This window comes from Streptomyces sp. T12, assembly GCF_028736035.1.
GTDB lineage: Bacteria > Actinomycetota > Actinomycetes > Streptomycetales > Streptomycetaceae > Streptomyces.
This window is the reverse complement of the sequence record NZ_CP117866.1, coordinates 3,248,462-3,265,481: the sequence shown is the minus strand read 5'-3', so window position 1 is coordinate 3,265,481 and position 17,020 is coordinate 3,248,462. Positions and strand designations below refer to the sequence as shown.

The following is a 17,020-nucleotide window of genomic DNA, read 5'->3' as shown; positions in this document are numbered from 1 at the left end:
GTCGGCCCCCAGCCGTTGTTCAGCCTCGGTGCCCCAGCGCTCGGCAAACACCCGGCAAACGCCAGGCCAACTGCCCCGCAGGCGCCCCACAGCCGCCCCGCTACGCGCCTCCCACCGCCGTCAGCAGCGCCAACGGAGCCGCCGCCGAGCGGGACTCGCGCATGCACGCGTGCGGGTACGGCACCGGTTCCGCGTGCGTGTCGCGGCCGTACCCGGCGAGGACCTCCGGCAGGCGGTGGCCGGTTGTCGTCGCTGCGTCGACCAGGGCGTGGGCCACCGTGCGGGCCTCGTCGTGCAGGCCGTAGCGGGCCAGGCCCAGGGTGATCAGGGCGTTGTCGTGCGGCCAGACCGAGCCTCGGTGGTAGGAGAGGGGATGGTAGGCCGGTTGGCCGGAGGCCAAAGTGCGTACGCCCCAGCCCGAGAAGAAGTCGGGTTCGAGGAGGCGGCGGCCCACCAGCTCTCCGTACTCCTTGTCCAGCAGGCCGGACCAGAGCAGATGCCCCGCGTCCGAGGCGAGTGCGTCCACCTGGCGGCCCCCGCCGTCCAGCGCCAGAGCGGGGAACGAGTGCTCCGGCATCCAGAAGTCCTGCTGGAAGCGGTCGCGGAGGTCGGCCGCCGCCTGTTCCAGGAGCGCCGCGTAGGTCTCGTCCTGCCACACCGTGCGGGCCAGCCACGCCGTGCGGCGCAGGGCGTCGTAGGCGTAGCCCTGGGCGCCCGCCGCCATCACCGGACCGGCGGGGCGGGTGCCGTCGGCCGAGCAGATGGCGCCGGGGGAGTCCTTCCAGTTCTGGTTGGCGAGGCCGCCCTGGTCGGCGCGGTAGACCAGGTAGCCGCGCGAGGTCAGGCCGCCGTGGTCCAGCATCCAGCCGATGGCCGCGCGGGCGTGGGGTTCGAGGCGGCGGGCCAGGGTCGGGTCGGCCGTGTGCTCGACGTACGCGCCCAGCAGGATCAGGAACAGGGGCGTCGCGTCCACCGAGCCGTAGTAACGGCCGTACGGCACCTGCCCGAAGTGCGCCAGCTCGCCGTGCCGTACCTCGTGCACGATCTTGCCGGGCTGGGAGACCGCGTCGATGCCGGTCTCCGTCGCCTGGGTCGCGGCCAGCGCGGGGAGGGTGGCTGCGGCCAGTTGGGGGCGGTAGGGCAGGGCGAAGAGGGAGGTGAGGAGGGCGTCCCGGCCCAGGAGGGTCAGGAACCAGGGGGCTCCGGCCGCCGGGACGCGGAGTTCCTCGCCGTCGGGGCCCGTGGCCGGGACCTGGAGCGAGGCCAGGTCGGCGAGGCCGCGGGCGCAGGCGGCAGCCAGCTCGGGCCAGCCGGTCGGGAAGGCCACGCCTTCAACGAACTCGCCCTCCAGGGAGAGGAGTTGGTTGGAGAGGGCGGCGGGGGAGCGGGGTACCCGCAGGGGGCGTTTGTCGCCGTGCGGGCGGGCCATCACCCGCAGGGTCAGCTCAGCCGTGCCGTGCGGGTCCAGCTCCAGGGTCCAGACCAGGCGGCGGGCGCCGGTGCCCGTCTCCTCGACGGCGTCGGGGGCGGGGTCGGCGGTCACGGACGTGAGCGAGCGCCATTCGCCTCGCTGGTACGTGAACTCCACGCCGTGGTCGAGGACTTGGCGGGAGCGGGTGGCGCCGGTCTTGGCGTACGTGCGGTGGTCGGAGCGCAGCTCGAACTGGTCGGTGAAGTCCGCGTCCGCGGTGATCGCCAGGCGGATCGTCGTCGGCACCGGGCGGTTGCTGGTCACGCGCAGGGACTCGATGAACGAGCCGTCGCCCACCGCCTGCTCTCGGAAGAGGGTGTAGGCGGGGGGTTCGTTGCGGCCGCCTCGCGGGACCAGGACACACCGGGTGGTGTCGCCGTCGGCGACCGGGCTGAGTACCTCGGGCACGGCCCCGTCGACGGTGAGCTGCCAGCGGCTCAGGTGCCGGGCGTCGCGTACGAATAACCCGTCCGGGGAGCCGACGCCCCGAACGCCGCTGATGTCGCCGCCGTCGCCCACGGCGGCGAACGTCCCCCCGTACACGAGCAGATGATGCCGGTCCGTCATCCCCGGTCCCCTCCCTTGAGCTCATTGACTGCGAAATCTGTGGCGTCGTGCCGATGCGGGTGCGTGTCCGTGTCCCATGCGGGCTCGTCGTGCAGCAGGTCGAGCGCCAGCGCTGCGGTCCAGCCGAAGCCGGTGGCTCCGCAGGCCTCGCCGGTGTACGGGTCCACGTACTCGGCGAAGTCGGTGGCCGAGGCGAGGTCCAGCACCGCAGTGCGCAGGGCGCCGGCCCGCTCCCGTTCGCCGTGCGTGCGCAGGCCGCGCTCCAGCAGCCAGCCGGTGTTGAACCAGGCCGGGCCGCGCCAGTAGCGGTGCGGGTCGAAGGCCTCGCCGAGGAGGTCGTACGACGGGGCGAGGCGGGTCGTGTCGCCGAGGCCGAAGTGCGGGCCGTGTGCCGTGCTGACCAGGGTGGCGGCGATGTCGGGCGGGAGGGTGGGGAGGAGGAGGGGGATCAGGCCGGAGACGCTGCGCTCGGGGATCAGCGCCCCGGCCGGCCCGTCGCTCCGCACGCCATCGCCCTGCACGCCGTCGCTCCGCACGTCACGGCAGAAGAACATCCCCTCCGCCGGGTCCCACATCCGCTCGATCAGCGCCGCCGTCAGCCGCTCGGCGCGGGCGTGCCGGGCCGTGCCCGTCGCGCCCAGCTCCCGCGCGATCCGGGCCAGCGCGTGCTCGGAGGCGATGAGCAGGGCGTTGAACGCCGGGTCCTCGACCGCGAAGTCACCGGAGCCGTCGGCGTACCCGCCGTCCCGGTACTCCGTCGCCAGCCGTACATACCGCCCGTAGTCCAGATCCGTCGGCCGGTCCTCGGCGGCCCCGTGGTCGAGGTCGGCGCGGCGGAAGGAACGGGCGGGGGCCGGGGTGATGCGGGCGAGCGGGGCGTCCCAGCAGGGGCTGTTGTCCATACCCTGTTCCCAGGGGTGCACGACGGACGCGAGGCCGCCTCCGCCGAGGTCGCGCCGGTGCAGCAGATAGCGGTGCCAGGCGGCCAGGCGGGGATACACCCGGGTGAGGAAGCCGCGCGCCCGGGACAGTCCCGGGTCGGCGCGGTGCACCAGCCAGGCCGCCAGCGCGTGCACCGGTGGCTGCACGATGCCGGAGGTCTGTACGGTGCGCGGGGCGCCCGCAGCGCGCCCCGCGGTCGAGGAGCGCCAGAAGTCGGGGCTCGGGAAGTAGGCGTCGAGCGGTACGGAGGGGTTGAAGACGATGTGCGGGATACGCCCGTCGCCCCACTGGGCGCCGAGCAGCGTCTCCAGCTCCGTCTGCGCCCGCAGCGGCGACAGGTGCCGCAGGCCGATCGCGATGAACGCCGAGTCCCAGGACCACTGGTGCGGATACAGGCCGCGCGAGGGGACCGTCGAGGCGCCGGTCCAGTTGGCCTCCAGTACCTGGGCGGCCCTGACGTGCAGCGCATCCGGCACAGGCGGCGGATCGTATGCAATGTCACGCTCGGCGCGACGGGCTGTGAGCTGGGCAGTGCGATCCACTCGGGGCTCCCCGAAAGACGTCCGGCTGACCGGTTCGGTCATGGCTACCGTAGGGTTACGTCTATTTAACACGCAAAACTCAATATGTAATGCAGGGTTGAGAAACACAAGGGGGTGCGCATGACTGGGCAGCCGGGACGGACGGGCAGGGCGACGAAGAGCGGCGGTCAGGCCGGCGCGGGGGATCTGCTCGAACTCGTGCGCAGCGGGCGCGCCACCACGCGCGGCGCCCTCCAACAGGCCACCGGACTCTCCCGCGCCACCGTCGGCCAGCGCCTCGACCGCCTCTTCCGGGCGGGGTGGCTGCGCGAGGGGGCGGGCGGCCCCGTGGGCTCCCCGCTGGGCGGCCGCCCCTCCATCACCCTGGAGTTCGACGACGCGCACGCGGTCGTCCTCGCCGCCGACCTGGACACCCGGCACGCGCGCGCAGCCGTACTGACCCTGACCGGCGAGATCCTCGCCGAGCACAGCGGCACGCTGGTCATCGAGGACGGGCCGGACGCGGTGCTGGGCGAGCTCGGGCGCTGGTTCGCCGAACTGCTGGAGAAGGCCGGGCGCCGGGCCGACGAGGTGGGCGGCATCGGGCTCGCGGTGCCGGGGCCGGTGGACAGCGAGACCGGCCGGGTCGTCCAGCCGCCGATCATGCCGGGCTGGGACGGCTACGACATACGCGGCCGCCTGGCCAGAGCCTTCAGCGAGCACACGGGGGCCGGGCCGCTGCCGGTCCTCGTCGACAACGACGCCAACCTCATGGCGTACGGCGAACAGCGCACCGGATACCCGAACTGCTCGGCGTTCGTGCTGGTCAAGGTGTCGACCGGAATCGGGGCGGGGGTCGTCGTGGACGGCTCCGTGTACCGGGGCATCGACGGGGGCGCGGGCGACATCGGGCACATCCGGGTGGGCGCCGAGGCGCTGTGCCGGTGTGGTTCGTACGGCTGTCTGGCCGCCGTCGCCAGTGGCGGCGCCGTGGCCCGGCGGCTGGCCGAAACGGGGGTGCCCGCGGCCTCCGGATCGGATGTGCGGGACCTGCTGGCCGCCGGAGACCCGGGGGCGGCCGCGCTGGCACGGGAGGCCGGTCGGCAGGTCGGGGACGTGCTGGCGACCGTCGTGACGCTGCTCAACCCCGGGGTGCTGATGATCGCCGGGGATCTGGCCGGAACACCCTTCCTCACCGGCGTACGGGAGCTGCTGTACCAGCGGGCGCTGCCGCGCTCCACCGCTCATCTGGACGTCGTGACCTCGCGGCTGGGGGAACGGGCCGGGCTGGTGGGGGCCGGGGCGCTCGTCGTGGAGCATCTGTACGCGCCCGAGCGGGTGGAAGAACGGCTGGTCGCGCTGGGTGTGTGACGGCCGTTCGGACCGGCTGTGTGACGGGCACGTTTCCGTCCCGGACGCACGTCCGCATGGTGAAATCCCGGCGGCTGTGGCAGCGTGATTCTCGCCACCCTTGATAAGGGTTCCGCTCAGATGAGCGGATCTTGAGCGGCTGCACTTCTCCAAGGGGTGGCACTCGGTGCCACCCCTTGATCGTTCATCGATCGAAATCAAACGTGCGGTAAGGCCGCTCATCTGAGCGGAAAGCCGCACCCGTGGGCGCTCTTGCGTTCAAGAAGTGAAAACATCCACTCGTCTCGGCTTGCCAAGCTTTGACTTTCGATCCACTGGCGGACGGGTGGTTACAGGCGCATGACGCGTGAGTAGACATACCCAGGCGCCTTCGATCTGGGTATGTTCCTCGCCGTCAGGGCAGCCACCGCGTCCTCGAGGGAGTCGAGACCGTGTCGGAAAACAAAGAACCCCACGTAGCGAAGTTCGTTTACGACTTCACCGAGGGAAACAAGGACCTCAAGGACCTCCTGGGTGGCAAGGGCGCGAACCTCGCCGAGATGACCAACCTGGGACTCCCCGTTCCCCCCGGCTTCACGATCACGACGGAAGCCTGCAAGGTCTACCTCGACAGTGGCGAGGAGCCGGCGGCACTGCGTGACGAGGTGAGTGCGCACCTCGACGCCCTCGAGACGAAGATGGGCAAGAAGCTCGGCCAGGCCGACAACCCCCTGCTGGTCTCGGTCCGTTCCGGCGCCAAGTTCTCGATGCCCGGAATGATGGACACGGTCCTCAACATCGGACTCTCCGACAAGTCCGTGAAGGGCCTCGCCGACCAGGCCGGCGACGAGCGGTTCGCCTGGGACTCCTACCGCCGCCTCATCCAGATGTTCGGCAAGACCGTCCTCGGCGTCGACGGCGAGCTCTTCGAGGACGCCCTCGACAGGGCCAAGGAGGCCAAGAAGGTCACGGTCGACACCGACCTGGAGGCCGCCGACCTGAAGAAGCTGGTCACCGCCTTCAAGAAGATCGTGAAGAAGGAGGCCGGCCGGGACTTCCCGCAGGACCCGCGCGAGCAGATGGACCTCGCCATCGAGGCGGTCTTCAACTCCTGGAACACCGACCGGGCCAAGCTGTACCGCCGCCAGGAGCGCATCCCCGGCGACCTGGGCACGGCCGTCAACGTCTGCTCCATGGTCTTCGGCAACCTGGGCCCGGACTCGGGTACGGGCGTCGCCTTCACCCGTGACCCCGCCTCCGGCCACCAGGGCGTGTACGGCGACTACCTCCAGAACGCCCAGGGCGAGGACGTGGTGGCGGGCATCCGCAACACCGTCCCGCTGGCGGAGCTGGAGACGATCGACAAGAAGTCGTACGACCAGCTGATGCAGATCATGGAGACGCTGGAGAACCACTACAAGGACCTCTGCGACATCGAGTTCACCATCGAGCGCGGTCAGCTGTGGATGCTCCAGACCCGCGTCGGCAAGCGCACGGCGGGCGCCGCCTTCCGTATCGCCACGCAGCTGGTCGACCAGGGACTGATCGACGAGGCGGAGGCGCTCCAGCGCGTCAACGGCGCCCAGCTCGCCCAGCTGATGTTCCCGAAGTTCGACGAGGAGGCCAAGGTCGAGCAGGTCGGCCGGGGCATCGCGGCGTCGCCGGGTGCGGCGGTCGGCAAGGCGGTCTTCGACTCGTACACCGCCGTGAAGTGGTCGCGCTCCGGCGAGAAGGTCATCCTGGTCCGCCGGGAGACCAACCCCGACGACCTGGACGGCATGATCGCCGCCGAGGGCATCCTGACCAGCCGTGGCGGCAAGACGTCCCACGCGGCCGTGGTCGCGCGCGGCATGGGCAAGACCTGTGTGTGCGGCGCCGAGGAGCTGGAGGTCGACACCAAGCGGCGCCGGATGACGGTGCCGGGCGGGCACGTCGTGGAGGAGGGCGACGTCATCTCCATCGACGGCTCCAGCGGCAAGGTGTACCTCGGTGAGGTGCCGGTGGTCCCGTCCCCGGTCGTGGAGTACTTCGAGGGCCGGATGCACGCGGGCGCCAGCGACGCCGACGAGCTGGTCGAGGCCGTGCACCGGATCATGGCGTTCGCCGACCGCAAGCGGAGCCTGCGGGTGCGCGCCAACGCGGACAACGCCGAGGACGCGCTGCGCGCGCGGAGGTTCGGGGCGCAGGGTATTGGCCTGTGCCGTACGGAGCACATGTTCCTCGGCGACCGCCGCGAGCTGGTCGAGCGCCTGATCCTGGCCGACACGGAGGCCGAGCGCGAGGAGTCCCTGAAGGAGCTGCTCCCGCTGCAGAAGCAGGACTTCGTGGAGCTGTTCTCGGCGATGGACGGCCTGCCGGTGACGATCCGTCTCCTCGACCCGCCGCTGCACGAGTTCCTGCCCGACATCACCGAGCTGTCGGTCCGCGTGGCCCTCGCCGAGTCCCGTCAGGAGCCGCACGAGAACGAGCTGCGGCTGCTCCAGGCGGTCCACCGGCTGCACGAGCAGAACCCGATGCTGGGTCTGCGCGGTGTGCGCCTCGGCCTGGTCATCCCGGGCCTGTTCACGATGCAGGTACGGGCGATCGCCGAGGCCGCGGCCGAGCGCAAGAACGCCAAGGGCGACCCGCGCGCCGAGATCATGATCCCGCTCGTCGGCACGGTCCAGGAGCTGGAGATCGTCCGCGAGGAGGCCGACCAGGTCGTCGCGGAGGTCGAGGCGGCGACGGGCGTGCAGCTGAAGCTGTCGATCGGCACGATGATCGAGCTGCCGCGCGCTGCCCTCACGGCCGGTCAGATCGCCGAGGCGGCGGAGTTCTTCTCCTTCGGCACGAACGACCTCACTCAGACGGTGTGGGGCTTCAGCCGGGACGACGTGGAGGCCTCGTTCTTCACGGCGTACCTGGAGAAGGGCATCTTCGGTGTCTCCCCGTTCGAGACGATCGACAAGGACGGCGTCGGCTCCCTCGTGAAGCTGGCCGCGGAGGCGGGCCGCAAGACCCGCCCCGACCTCAAGCTCGGCGTCTGCGGTGAGCACGGCGGCGACCCGGAGTCGGTCCACTTCTTCCACGAGGTCGGCCTGGACTACGTCTCCTGCTCGCCGTTCCGGATCCCGGTGGCGCGGCTGGAGGCGGGGCGCGCGGCCTCGCAGTCGGAGGGCAGCGACCACCGCTGACCTCCCCCTGACTCCGGAGCCGTCGTCCGTCCCCGACCCTCAGTACCGATGGGCGGCGGTTCCGGTGCACGAAGGAAGGGCGGCACCCTGTGCGGGGGTGCCGCCCTTTCGCGCATGATCTGCGGAGGCTGTCAAGCTATGTCGCTGACCAGGGCAAACAGCGTTTGGTGGCGTTGGCAGCCGTTGAACCTGCGTGAGGACGTTGTGCCCTCGTTGTGCCCTCCACACGCGGCTGAGTCCCCTTCACGGGCCGTCACCACAGAGGCCCCGGCCCGCCAGTGGAGTACGCGGGGTCGTAGAGGGCGTGTGGCCTGGCAGACGGCGCATCTGTTCCGTAGACGGGTGTTCTGAGTACGAACATCGAATACAACACCGAGATTTGGCAGGAGACTTCATCGTCCCGAAGCAACTCGCTGGAGCGCTCTCCCATGGGCTGGGGTGCCTCTCACCTGCTGCGGTGGTCCGCAGGTGTTCCGAGCTCGTCCGCCGCTGTCCGTCGGCGTTGTCACGCAGTTAGACACTCACCCCGAAGCTGGCGTGGCTCCCCCAGAGTCTGTCCTCACGGACCGAGCACGCCCAGCGCGCCGAGTATGAGGCAGGCGGTACCGAAGAGGAAGAACCCGCCCACGGCGATCATGGCTGCGCCGAGCCTTCCGACGCCGGCACTCCTGCCCTCTTGCGGCGCCAGCGAGCCCAACGCCTTCTGTCTGAAGTCGAGATACGCAGGCAGCCGTCCGGTCCGCCGCAGCATCCGTCCGACACTGATGAGCGCTATACCAAAGATCAGCGTGAGCAGGCTCGTCTGGAGCTGGTAGGCCGGGTCGTGCCCGTCCGATACAGCGATGATCACGGAAGTCCCCCAGGACATCCAGGCAGCGCGGCCGCCCGGCGGAAAGAAGCGCCCCATCTTGCCTGACGGCTACCCCTGGGGGAAACCCGTATGGCCGGGGGGCTGTGACCTGGGGGTTCGCTGCTGGCGGCTGTGGGTCGACTGTCACTGTCGGTCGCCGTTGAGTGGCCTCGGGGGGCGTCGGACGGCCCAGGGACGGCCCAGAGACGATCACACGCGAGACGACGGGCTTGCTCATCGGGTTCACGCCAGGTAGCGGCCGGGTGCTGTACTGGCTCATGGACAAGCGCCAGCATGACGCCATGCCAGAGCCATCTTCGCAACCCCACGCTCCCGAGACGAGCGCCGTTCATCACAGGTGGCTCCGAGCCGTGGAGCACGACATACAGCAGGAGTACACCCGGCTACATGGCGCAGCCCGCTCAGATCCACAGCGCGCTGGACACGGCGGTGAGGGAACTTGGGCACGAATTCTTAGCGAATGGCTTCCGCCAACTTATGAGGTAGCCACAAGGAAGTACATTGTCCCCGAGGAGGGAGATGATCTATTTGAAACTGACCTAATCATCTTTCAGCCCAGTTACCCGCGGGCCTTGCGAGTTCGCGAAGAGGTATTGGCGAGCGGCGTCGCAGCCGCTTTTAGTGTTAAGCTAACGCTAAACAAGAACGGAATCCGAGATGGTTTTGATCGCGCAGCCAGGATCCAAAGAGGGATCAAACCACGGATAGGTAGCCCCCGGGAAGAAATGTCTCCACCTTTCCCGGTCGGACTCCTCGCCCATTCGCATTCATGGAATGGAGATCACCAGAAAGCTCACGTGCAAGCAATTTGCATTGAAATGGATAACATTTACGCGCGACATCCAAGAGAGAGCCTGGACCTGCTCTGCATTGCAGACCTGGGAGTGTGGTTCGCATCGCGTATGCCTTTTCTTCCTCAGGCGATGGTCAGGCATTTGAGCGCGGAAGCAGGGGCCAAACGGGACGCCGGATCGGCAATGACGTCTATGATGGAGAGGCAATCAGACTCCCCTACGGTTGCTGTACTTATAGCAGCTCTATACGAACGGCTTTCACTGACGGACCCGACACTACGCCCACTCGCGGACGGCTTTAAGGCATACGGTGACTCTGGGGGCGGGGGAGGTCAGCCGCGGTTCTGGGATCTGAAAGATGTATTCAGCGAAGACGTGCAGCGCGCACTCTCTCAAGGGATTGTGCAATCCAAGGACCTCAATTGGTTGCATTTGTACTAACGCCAGGCTGGTCGACCGCGGCCACCACCGATCGCCCTCGGACGGCCCAAAGACGGCCACCCAAGGGCTGGGTCGTTGCCCACGCCCTGTACGGCTGCGTTGCATTCGTCTTTCCACTGGCCTTACACCCAACCGTTCATTCGAAGGTGGCGCACTCTACATCGAAAGCTCTTCACATACCATCAGATGAAGGTCTGCTGAAGCTTCTGAAATCTCCTCTAAAATATCCCGCCGCTTCAAGGCTTCCGGGAGAGGGAACGGTGCGCTCTCGACTTCATCACACCAGTCGGCCACATGGTAAAAGATTGCTCCAGCCAGATCCGAAACTTCTGACTCACCCCAGGCCGATTGGAAGTCAGCTACAGCGCCGATCGCCCATGCGAGTTTATCCACTGCGTCCGACTTGTTTTTTTCGATTTTCTCGCGTGATGAGGATCGACGAGACTTGATTGCCGCATATTCCACTTCAACCGGAAGCCACTCCGTAAACCTCCCTCTAAGCTCCTGGTAGGCAGCGAGCATGTTGGCTTGCCCGTTTCGATTGGCAAGGCTGATCGACAGGAGGGGGTTCAGGTTCGCCTTGTATTGACGCATGGCCTTTCGATCTATAGGACCATGTGGGTCGTCGAAACGCGTATGACACGTCGGGCATAGCGCAATTAGATTTTTGAACTCATGCTTTCGCACTTTCGCCCACGGGATGATGTGCGCAATCTCGACAGGCGTGGACTTGCAAGTTGGAATCGCGCAGCGATGGCCAGCTTCAATGAGCACTCGTCGGCGCAGCTCGCTCGGAATTTTGGGTCTCGACGTTGCCACGCCATGCATGGTAGCCAAATGGACTGACAGAAAGCCTACCTTTCAACAGCAAGCCTCCCCAGCTCCCATCCCGTCCGCCGTCGACCCACACACCGTGGAGCAGGCGTGGTTCATGGCGCCCAGGTGGAGCGCGCCACTGTACGAACGACCTGGACGCCATGGGCCGCGTCTGCTCGGCTCTGCCTGGGTCGACGGTGGTCGGGATGGGAGCCCCCACGCACGCCACTACGGGCCCGCAGTCGGCGACGGCGCCCCCTCCATCCCGGTGTCGGCCGATCCCCCGCCGGAGGCATCTTCTTGTGCCCGCGGATGATGTCCCGCCCTTGCCCGCATGCACGCAGCGCGCCGCCGGGCGCGGCCAGCCGGGGCGCAGACAGGAGGCAGGCCGCGCCGCAGAGGCGGCGCGCCCGCGCCGTGCGCGGGCCTTGATGAGGCAGGGAAAGTGCAGAACGAAGCTCAGGGTGGGCTGCTGCCCGCCCTGGCATCACGTGCCGGGGCGGGCAGCAACGTCAGCTGGCATGAGTCGGCTAGTGAAGCCTTCGACGCACAGTCGCTCAAAGGCGGCTACGACGGTGTCTGGTACATCTTGCTCGATGGCCAGACCCAACCTCGGGAAGACGAGCACTCGTTGCAGGGCGCCAACGATCATGTCGATCACCATGCGGGCGTCCCCGATGGAGTCGGCGTACTCTTCCAAGCCCATCGGCGTGGACGCGCACACCACTTCGACCTCGGGCCACATCTTCCGCATCATGGCGTACGAGCGCCGTTCTTCGTACGGCTTGGTCACGAGCAGGACGGACGAGACCTTGACGTCGGTCTCCGCCAACACCGCTTTCGTGAACTCGATGTTCTCGCCGGTGTTCGTGGCACGCGGTTCCAGGAGTACTGCGGAATCGGGCACCCCTAGCTGCAACGCCCGCTCACGGTAGTGGACAGCTTCACCGCGCGGCATGCGCGCCCTGGTCGTGGGGCTGGTGGCCCCCGTGAAGACGATGACCGGAGCCATGCCCTGGTGGTACAGCTCCGCTGTCACGTCGGCCACGCCTAGGTCGTGGCTGCCAAGCCCCACGGCCACTGAACACGGCCGTGCGTCGTGGTGCATGAAGTGGTAGTCCCACAGGAGTCGAGCATCCGCCCATACCCGTGCCGAGATCATTCCTGCCCCTTCCTGTCCTGTGCCGAGTCGGGAACCTTGAAGTCGTACTCCCACGCGAAGCGAGAAGCCGCGTGGACGCCCACGGCGAACTCAACCACCGTGCCATCTGCCGTGTACGTGGTCCGATGCAGCTCGACTACGGGCTCGCCGGCGGGGAGCTGTAGGAGCTGTACTTCGTCCGCAGTCGGGATGCGGGCGAACAGGACCTCTCTCATGTGGTCGATCTCGTATCCGGCGTCGTAGAGGACCCGGTATCCGCCGCCACGGCCGGCAGGGCCCGGGGTGGGGTCGACGATACGTGTCCCCTCGACGTGCTCCGGCCTGTAGTAGCTGGTCAGGGTATGAGTCGGCTGCATCCCTTCCTTCACGAGGCGGGCGCGTGCGTACACCTCGGAGCCGACTGGGACGCCCAGCCCCTCCGCTACGAGGCTGTCCGCCTCGACACGGCTCACGGTCTGCGTCTGCTCGTTGCGCTTGTACGCGCGTCCCGATGCGACACGGTCAGCAATGAACGCGACTTCGTCACCGTCGCGCACGGCGAGCCTCCCGCCGCGCACCTGACCATCGATCTGCGTCACCACTTCCGCGACCCGCATGTGTCGCCGGAGCTGCGGTACATGACCGCCGACGACGAGCCGGTCCGTACGGCCGTGCTGCACACCCCCGGCATCACGGACCTGGTCGACGCGACCGGCACAGCGGTGGCCGCGTTCGCTTCCGGTCCCAGCGCCGGAGCGGTCACGGTCGCCGACGGATGCGCCGGCGGGCAGCATCGAACCGTTGACCGGACTACCGGAGGACACGCCGGGAGCGAGCGCATCCCTCGCCTGAGTTCGCCCACGGACACGGCATGCGCCACTGCCGCTACCGAGGACAGCCGAAAGCCCACCTGCAACACGTCCTCACGGCCATCGCCGTGAAACATCGAACGCCTCAGCGGTCAGCCAGCGACCGAGGAAGCCTCTTCGCCGAGACCGCCGACCGCTTTCCAGACCTTCCTGGACCAGAACGAGATCCCCCGGTCAAAACCCTGGCGAACCCTCGGCAGCTGAGCCCGACCATCCAAGATCCCCGACAGAGTCAGGCTGAGCAACGTTGCGTGAAGGAACGGCCGCTGGAAGCGCCTCGATGGCCAGTGGCTTGTCGGGACTTTCCGGTCCGCTGCTCGCGGGCCGGCCCGGTCGGCATCGACGGCAGATGAGCAGGGAACCCCGACGAGCTTGCGTGACGCCGGGCCTGACGCCCCATGGGGAGAAGCGCTTCGACACGCAACCTTTCGAACTCGATTGAGATTCCATGCGGATTAGCCCGTTCTCTCCGTCGTCAGGTTGCGCTAGGCTCCCCCAACCTGTCGAAGCGCTTCGACGATGACGCCTTCGACATGAGGGAAGGGCTTTCGACTCAATGGAGAGTTCTATGCCGAGTTCAACCGGTTTCACTCGTCGCCAGGTCATGACGACCTCCGCGGCCCTCGCCGTCACGGCGTTGTCCATCCCGACGGCCGCCCAGGCCGCTGCCCGGTCCACTGCTTCCGCCGCGTCGGCGTCCGCGCTGGACGTAGTCGCAAACATGCAGCCCGGCTGGAATCTGGGCAACAGCTTCGAGGCCATCGGCGCCGACGAGACGGCGTGGGGCAACCCGCGGGTGACCCAGGCGTTTTTCCGCAGGCTGAAGGCGCAGGGCTTCAGAAGCATCCGGATCCCGGTGACCTGGGGCCAGCACGAGGGCCCGGCTCCGACCTATACCCTCGACCCGGTGTTCCTGGCCAGGATCAAGCAGGTGGTCGACTGGGCCTTGGCCGATGGTTTTTACGTTCTGATCAACATGCACGGCGACGCGTGGCAGTGGGTGCCGAACATGCCGACCCAGCATGACGCGGTCCTGGCCCAGTACACAGCCACCTGGCAGCAGATCGCGGCCACCTTCCGGGACGAGCCGCGCCGACTGCTTTTCGAGAGCATCAACGAGCCCTTCTTCACCGGCAGTTCCGGCGATCAGCAGAACGCCGTTCTGATGAACGAGCTCAACACGACATTCCACTCCGTCGTGCGCGCGACCGGCGGAGGCAATGCCGACCGCCTGCTCGTCATGCCGACCCTCGGGGACACCCCGGATCAGCCCAAGATCGACACCCTGCTCGCCACCTTCTCCGCGCTCGACGACCCCAACCTCGTGGCCTCGGTCCACTACTACAGCTTCTGGCCCTTCAGCGTGAACCTCGCCGGCTACACGACCTTCAACGCGGCCACCCAGCAGGACCTGACCGACACGTTCGACCTGCTGCACAGGGCCTTCGTGGCCAAGGGGATCCCGGTCGTCGTCGGTGAGTACGGGCTGCTCGGCTGGGACTCCGGCCCCGGCACGGTCGAACAGGGCGAGACGCTCAAGTACCTCGAGTATCTCGGCTACTACGCGCGCTACCGGGGCTTGACCACGATGCTGTGGGACAACGGCAGTCGCTTCAACCGCCGCACCCTGCAATGGAACGACCCGAGCCTCTATGCGCAGATACGGTCGAGCTGGACCGGGCGCTCCGGCACCGCGTCCACCGATCAGCTCTTCGTGCCCAAGGGCAAGACCCCGACGGACGCGACGATCACGCTGAACCTCAACGGCACCAGGCTGCTGCGGATCGATGTCGGCACCCGCCCCCTGATCCGGGGCGTGGACTACACCGTCAGCGGCAACACGCTGACGATCGCAGCGGCGACGCTCAGCCGGCTGACCGAGTCGCAGGAGTACGGCACGAATGCCGTCCTGTCCCTCCGGTTCACGGACGGAATTCCTTGGGCCGTCAACGTCATCACCTATGACAAGTCGGTACTGACGAGCGCGACGGGTACGACAGCCTCGCTGGTGATACCCACCGCGTTCAACGGCGACAAGTTGGCGACGATGGAAGCCGTCTATGCCGACGGCACCGCCGCCGGTCCGCAGTCCTGGACGACGTACAAGCAGTTCAATGTGGCCTTCGCACCGGACTACACCGCAGGCACGATCACCTTGCCGACCGCGTTCTTCGACGGTGTCACCGACAACACCACCGTGACCCTCACCTTCCACTTCTGGAGCGGGGCGATCTTGACGTACACGCTGACCAGGTCCGGCACCGCGGTCACGGGCACCTCTGCCTGAAAACGGGTCCACCAGGAATGAGGCGATATCCCAGGTGGTGAGTTCGGCACGTTTCTTGTAGCAGGTCAGGGCGGCGGCGAGGCCGAGGAAGGCGAGGAGGTGGCTGCCTTTTCGTTCGTACCGGATGGTGAGGCGGCGGTAGCCGAACAGCCAGGAGACCGCTCGATCTCCCAGCGGTGCCGCCCGAGCCGTTCGGAGGACTCGATGCCCGGCCGGGCGATCCGGGCGACGATGTCGCGTTCCCGCAGCCAGGAAAGGATGTCGGCGCAGTGGTAAGCCTTGTCGGCGCGGAGTTTGGCGGGGTGCTTGCGGCGCGGTCCACGCCGGGACCGCACGGCCGGTATCCCTATCACCAGAGGCTTGAGGGCCAGGCTGTCGTTGGTGTCCGCGCCGGAGGTGCCGACCACCAGCGGGACGCCCTGAGCCTCGGACAACACGTGCAGCTTGCTGCCGGATTTACCGCGGTCGACCGGGTTGGGCTGGAGAACGTCACCACCGAGGCGGAGATCCACGCCTTGGACCGTGTCCTGGTCGTCATCTCCGTCGACCCCGAGATCGGCGAGCCGATCCCCAGCGACACCGCCGGCCCTCGGCTGCGCCAGTACACCGACGAAGTGGAGCAGGTGCGGCGATCTCGGCAGCAAAAGGATTCATCCTCCCACTTGGCCTTCGTGACAGGATCTGGGTGTGACGACGTTGTTCCTGACGGTTGGCCTGCCCGGGGCCGGAAAGACCACGAGGGCTCGGCAGCTGGCCAAGGAGCACAGCGCTCTGCGGCTGACGCCGGATGAGTGGATGCTCCCGCTGTTCGGCGATCCGCAGCCGGAGGGGAAGCGCGATGTGCTGGAAGGACGGCTGCTCTGGCTTGGTCTGGAGGCGCTCAGGTTGGGAACCGACGTGGTCCTGGATTTCGGATGCTGGTCTCGTGACGAGAGATCCGCGATCCGCTGGTTGGTGATGTCTGTGGGCGCGTCTTGTCAGCTTGTGTATGTGCCGGTGGACCATGAGACCCAACGTGCTCGGGTCGCCCATCGCCAGTCGACCACCCCTCATCAGACCTTCGCGATGAGCGAGACGGACCTCGTGCACTGGAGGACGCTGTTCGAGGAGCCCGATGTCGCGGAACTCGAGGGCCATGGGGTTGGAGGTCCGCCTCCTGGCTGGTCAGGTTGGCTGGAGTGGGCTACCGATCGGTGGCCGTCACTCGCGTGACCGTCCGGCCAACCTTGGTGCCGGTACTGGGGGCGGGAGCCTGGGGTAAGCCGTGGGCGCACGTGGATGGTTCGACAACCTGGCCGTGCCAGGGGCGCCGGGCTCAGAAAGATCCCTCGTTCTCGTCTGCGCAGGCACCCCTTGGACCACACCACCAGGAGGAACCAGTGTCATACCCGCAACTGCTCACCCCCGAGGAGAAGCTCGCCGACGCGAAGAAGCTGTTGAGCCTCCCGCGTATCGTCGTGATCTGCGGCTCCACCCGCTTCATGGCCGAGATGAACGAGGCCGATCTGCGGGAGACCAAAGCCGGAAAGATTGTCGTCAAACCGGGCTGTGACATGAAGTCGCCGCACGAACTTTGGTCCGATCCTGTCGAGGCCGAGGTGCTGAAGGTTCGACTCGACGATCTGCACCGGGCGAAGATCCGGCTTGCTGATGAGGTGCTCGTAGTCGGCGACTACATCGGAGACAGCACCCGAGCCGAAATCGCCTACGCCCGGTCGCTGGGCAAGCCCGTGCGGTTCACGCACCCCGAAGTCGACCCTGACGCCTGACCGCCCGC

The 17,020-nt window shown here is 67.6% G+C and carries 13 protein-coding genes and 2 pseudogenes; 8 read left to right on the top strand and 7 right to left on the bottom strand.

What is annotated here, in order from left to right:
• Positions 1-100 precede the first annotated feature (100 nt).
• Both PBV52_RS14500 and PBV52_RS14495 read right to left on the bottom strand, forming a co-directional pair.
• On the bottom strand, positions 101-2,038 hold the full coding sequence (locus PBV52_RS14500) for a glycogen debranching N-terminal domain-containing protein (RefSeq protein WP_274238769.1): 1,938 nt from the start codon (positions 2,036-2,038) through the stop codon (positions 101-103).
• On the bottom strand, positions 2,035-3,522 hold the full coding sequence (locus PBV52_RS14495) for a hypothetical protein (RefSeq protein WP_274238768.1): 1,488 nt from the start codon (positions 3,520-3,522) through the stop codon (positions 2,035-2,037). Before PBV52_RS14495 ends, PBV52_RS14500 begins: the two co-directional genes overlap by 4 nt.
• Positions 3,523-3,642: 120 nt before the next feature.
• Here PBV52_RS14495 and PBV52_RS14490 point away from each other — a divergent pair, with 120 nt between their 5' ends.
• Together PBV52_RS14490 and ppdK are read left to right on the top strand one after the other, a co-directional pair.
• The gene (locus tag PBV52_RS14490; protein WP_274238767.1) at positions 3,643-4,872 is read left to right on the top strand and encodes an ROK family protein; all 1,230 of its coding nucleotides are present in this window, start codon (positions 3,643-3,645) and stop codon (positions 4,870-4,872) included.
• Positions 4,873-5,303: 431 nt separating this feature from the next.
• Positions 5,304-8,024: a pyruvate, phosphate dikinase gene (gene ppdK, locus PBV52_RS14485; protein WP_274238766.1), complete on the top strand. Its 2,721-nt coding sequence runs from the start codon at positions 5,304-5,306 to the stop codon at positions 8,022-8,024.
• 559 nt (positions 8,025-8,583) lie between these two features.
• Here ppdK and PBV52_RS14480 read toward each other — a convergent pair.
• Positions 8,584-8,874: a hypothetical protein gene (locus PBV52_RS14480; RefSeq protein ID WP_274238765.1), complete on the bottom strand. Its 291-nt coding sequence runs from the start codon at positions 8,872-8,874 to the stop codon at positions 8,584-8,586.
• Positions 8,875-9,152: 278 nt separating this feature from the next.
• Between PBV52_RS14480 and PBV52_RS51715 the strand changes: the two genes are divergently transcribed.
• Positions 9,153-10,130: a DUF6602 domain-containing protein gene (locus PBV52_RS51715; protein WP_373921864.1), complete on the top strand. Its 978-nt coding sequence runs from the start codon at positions 9,153-9,155 to the stop codon at positions 10,128-10,130.
• Positions 10,131-10,286: 156 nt separating this feature from the next.
• Here PBV52_RS51715 and PBV52_RS14475 read toward each other — a convergent pair whose 3' ends face one another.
• The 3 genes and pseudogenes from PBV52_RS14475 to PBV52_RS14465 form a co-directional block, all read right to left on the bottom strand.
• Entirely contained in the window at positions 10,287-10,949 is a 663-nt protein-coding gene (locus PBV52_RS14475) for an HNH endonuclease (RefSeq protein ID WP_274238764.1), read from the bottom strand.
• Positions 10,950-11,433: 484 nt separating this feature from the next.
• On the bottom strand, positions 11,434-12,108 hold the full coding sequence (locus PBV52_RS14470; RefSeq protein ID WP_274238763.1) for a YdcF family protein: 675 nt from the start codon (positions 12,106-12,108) through the stop codon (positions 11,434-11,436).
• A pseudogene (locus PBV52_RS14465) lies at positions 12,105-12,644 on the bottom strand (UTRA domain-containing protein); the annotation flags it as partial. The pseudogene PBV52_RS14465 and the gene PBV52_RS14470, both read right to left, overlap by 4 nt.
• Positions 12,645-12,665: 21 nt before the next feature.
• Between PBV52_RS14465 and PBV52_RS14460 the strand changes: the two are divergent.
• Together PBV52_RS14460 and PBV52_RS14455 are read left to right on the top strand one after the other, a co-directional pair.
• A complete protein-coding gene (locus PBV52_RS14460; RefSeq protein WP_373922009.1) occupies positions 12,666-13,028 on the top strand; it encodes a hypothetical protein in 363 nt (120 codons plus the stop codon).
• 532 nt (positions 13,029-13,560) lie between these two features.
• Positions 13,561-15,243: a cellulase family glycosylhydrolase gene (locus PBV52_RS14455; RefSeq protein WP_274238762.1), complete on the top strand. Its 1,683-nt coding sequence runs from the start codon at positions 13,561-13,563 to the stop codon at positions 15,241-15,243.
• 65 nt (positions 15,244-15,308) lie between these two features.
• On the opposite strand, the gene PBV52_RS14450 is transcribed toward PBV52_RS14455, so the two are convergent.
• Positions 15,309-15,755 carry a transposase gene (locus PBV52_RS14450; RefSeq protein ID WP_274238761.1) on the bottom strand — a complete coding sequence of 149 codons (447 nt, stop codon included), beginning with the start codon at positions 15,753-15,755 and terminating at the stop codon, positions 15,309-15,311.
• Between PBV52_RS14450 and PBV52_RS14445 the strand changes: the two are divergent.
• From PBV52_RS14445 to PBV52_RS14435, 3 genes and pseudogenes are all read left to right on the top strand, one after another.
• Positions 15,663-15,872, top strand: a pseudogene (locus tag PBV52_RS14445) (hypothetical protein); the annotation flags it as partial. The gene PBV52_RS14450 and the pseudogene PBV52_RS14445 overlap by 93 nt on opposite strands.
• Positions 15,873-15,930: 58 nt before the next feature.
• Positions 15,931-16,455: an ATP-binding protein gene (locus PBV52_RS14440; protein ID WP_274238760.1), complete on the top strand. Its 525-nt coding sequence runs from the start codon at positions 15,931-15,933 to the stop codon at positions 16,453-16,455.
• Between the two features lie 167 nt (positions 16,456-16,622).
• Entirely contained in the window at positions 16,623-17,012 is a 390-nt protein-coding gene (locus PBV52_RS14435; RefSeq protein ID WP_274238758.1) for a hypothetical protein, read from the top strand.
• Positions 17,013-17,020 lie beyond the last annotated feature (8 nt).

Excerpts from the sequence above, each read along its gene's own strand:
- PBV52_RS51715 (WP_373921864.1), top strand. The coding sequence starts at position 9,153 with ATGGACAAGCGCCAGCATGACGCCATGCCAGAGCCATCTTCGCAACCC.
- PBV52_RS14490 (WP_274238767.1), top strand. The coding sequence starts at position 3,643 with ATGACTGGGCAGCCGGGACGGACGGGCAGGGCGACGAAGAGCGGCGGT.
- PBV52_RS14470 (WP_274238763.1), bottom strand. The coding sequence starts at position 12,108 with ATGATCTCGGCACGGGTATGGGCGGATGCTCGACTCCTGTGGGACTAC.
- PBV52_RS14455 (WP_274238762.1), top strand. The coding sequence starts at position 13,561 with ATGACGACCTCCGCGGCCCTCGCCGTCACGGCGTTGTCCATCCCGACG.
- PBV52_RS14500 (WP_274238769.1), bottom strand. The coding sequence starts at position 2,038 with ATGACGGACCGGCATCATCTGCTCGTGTACGGGGGGACGTTCGCCGCC.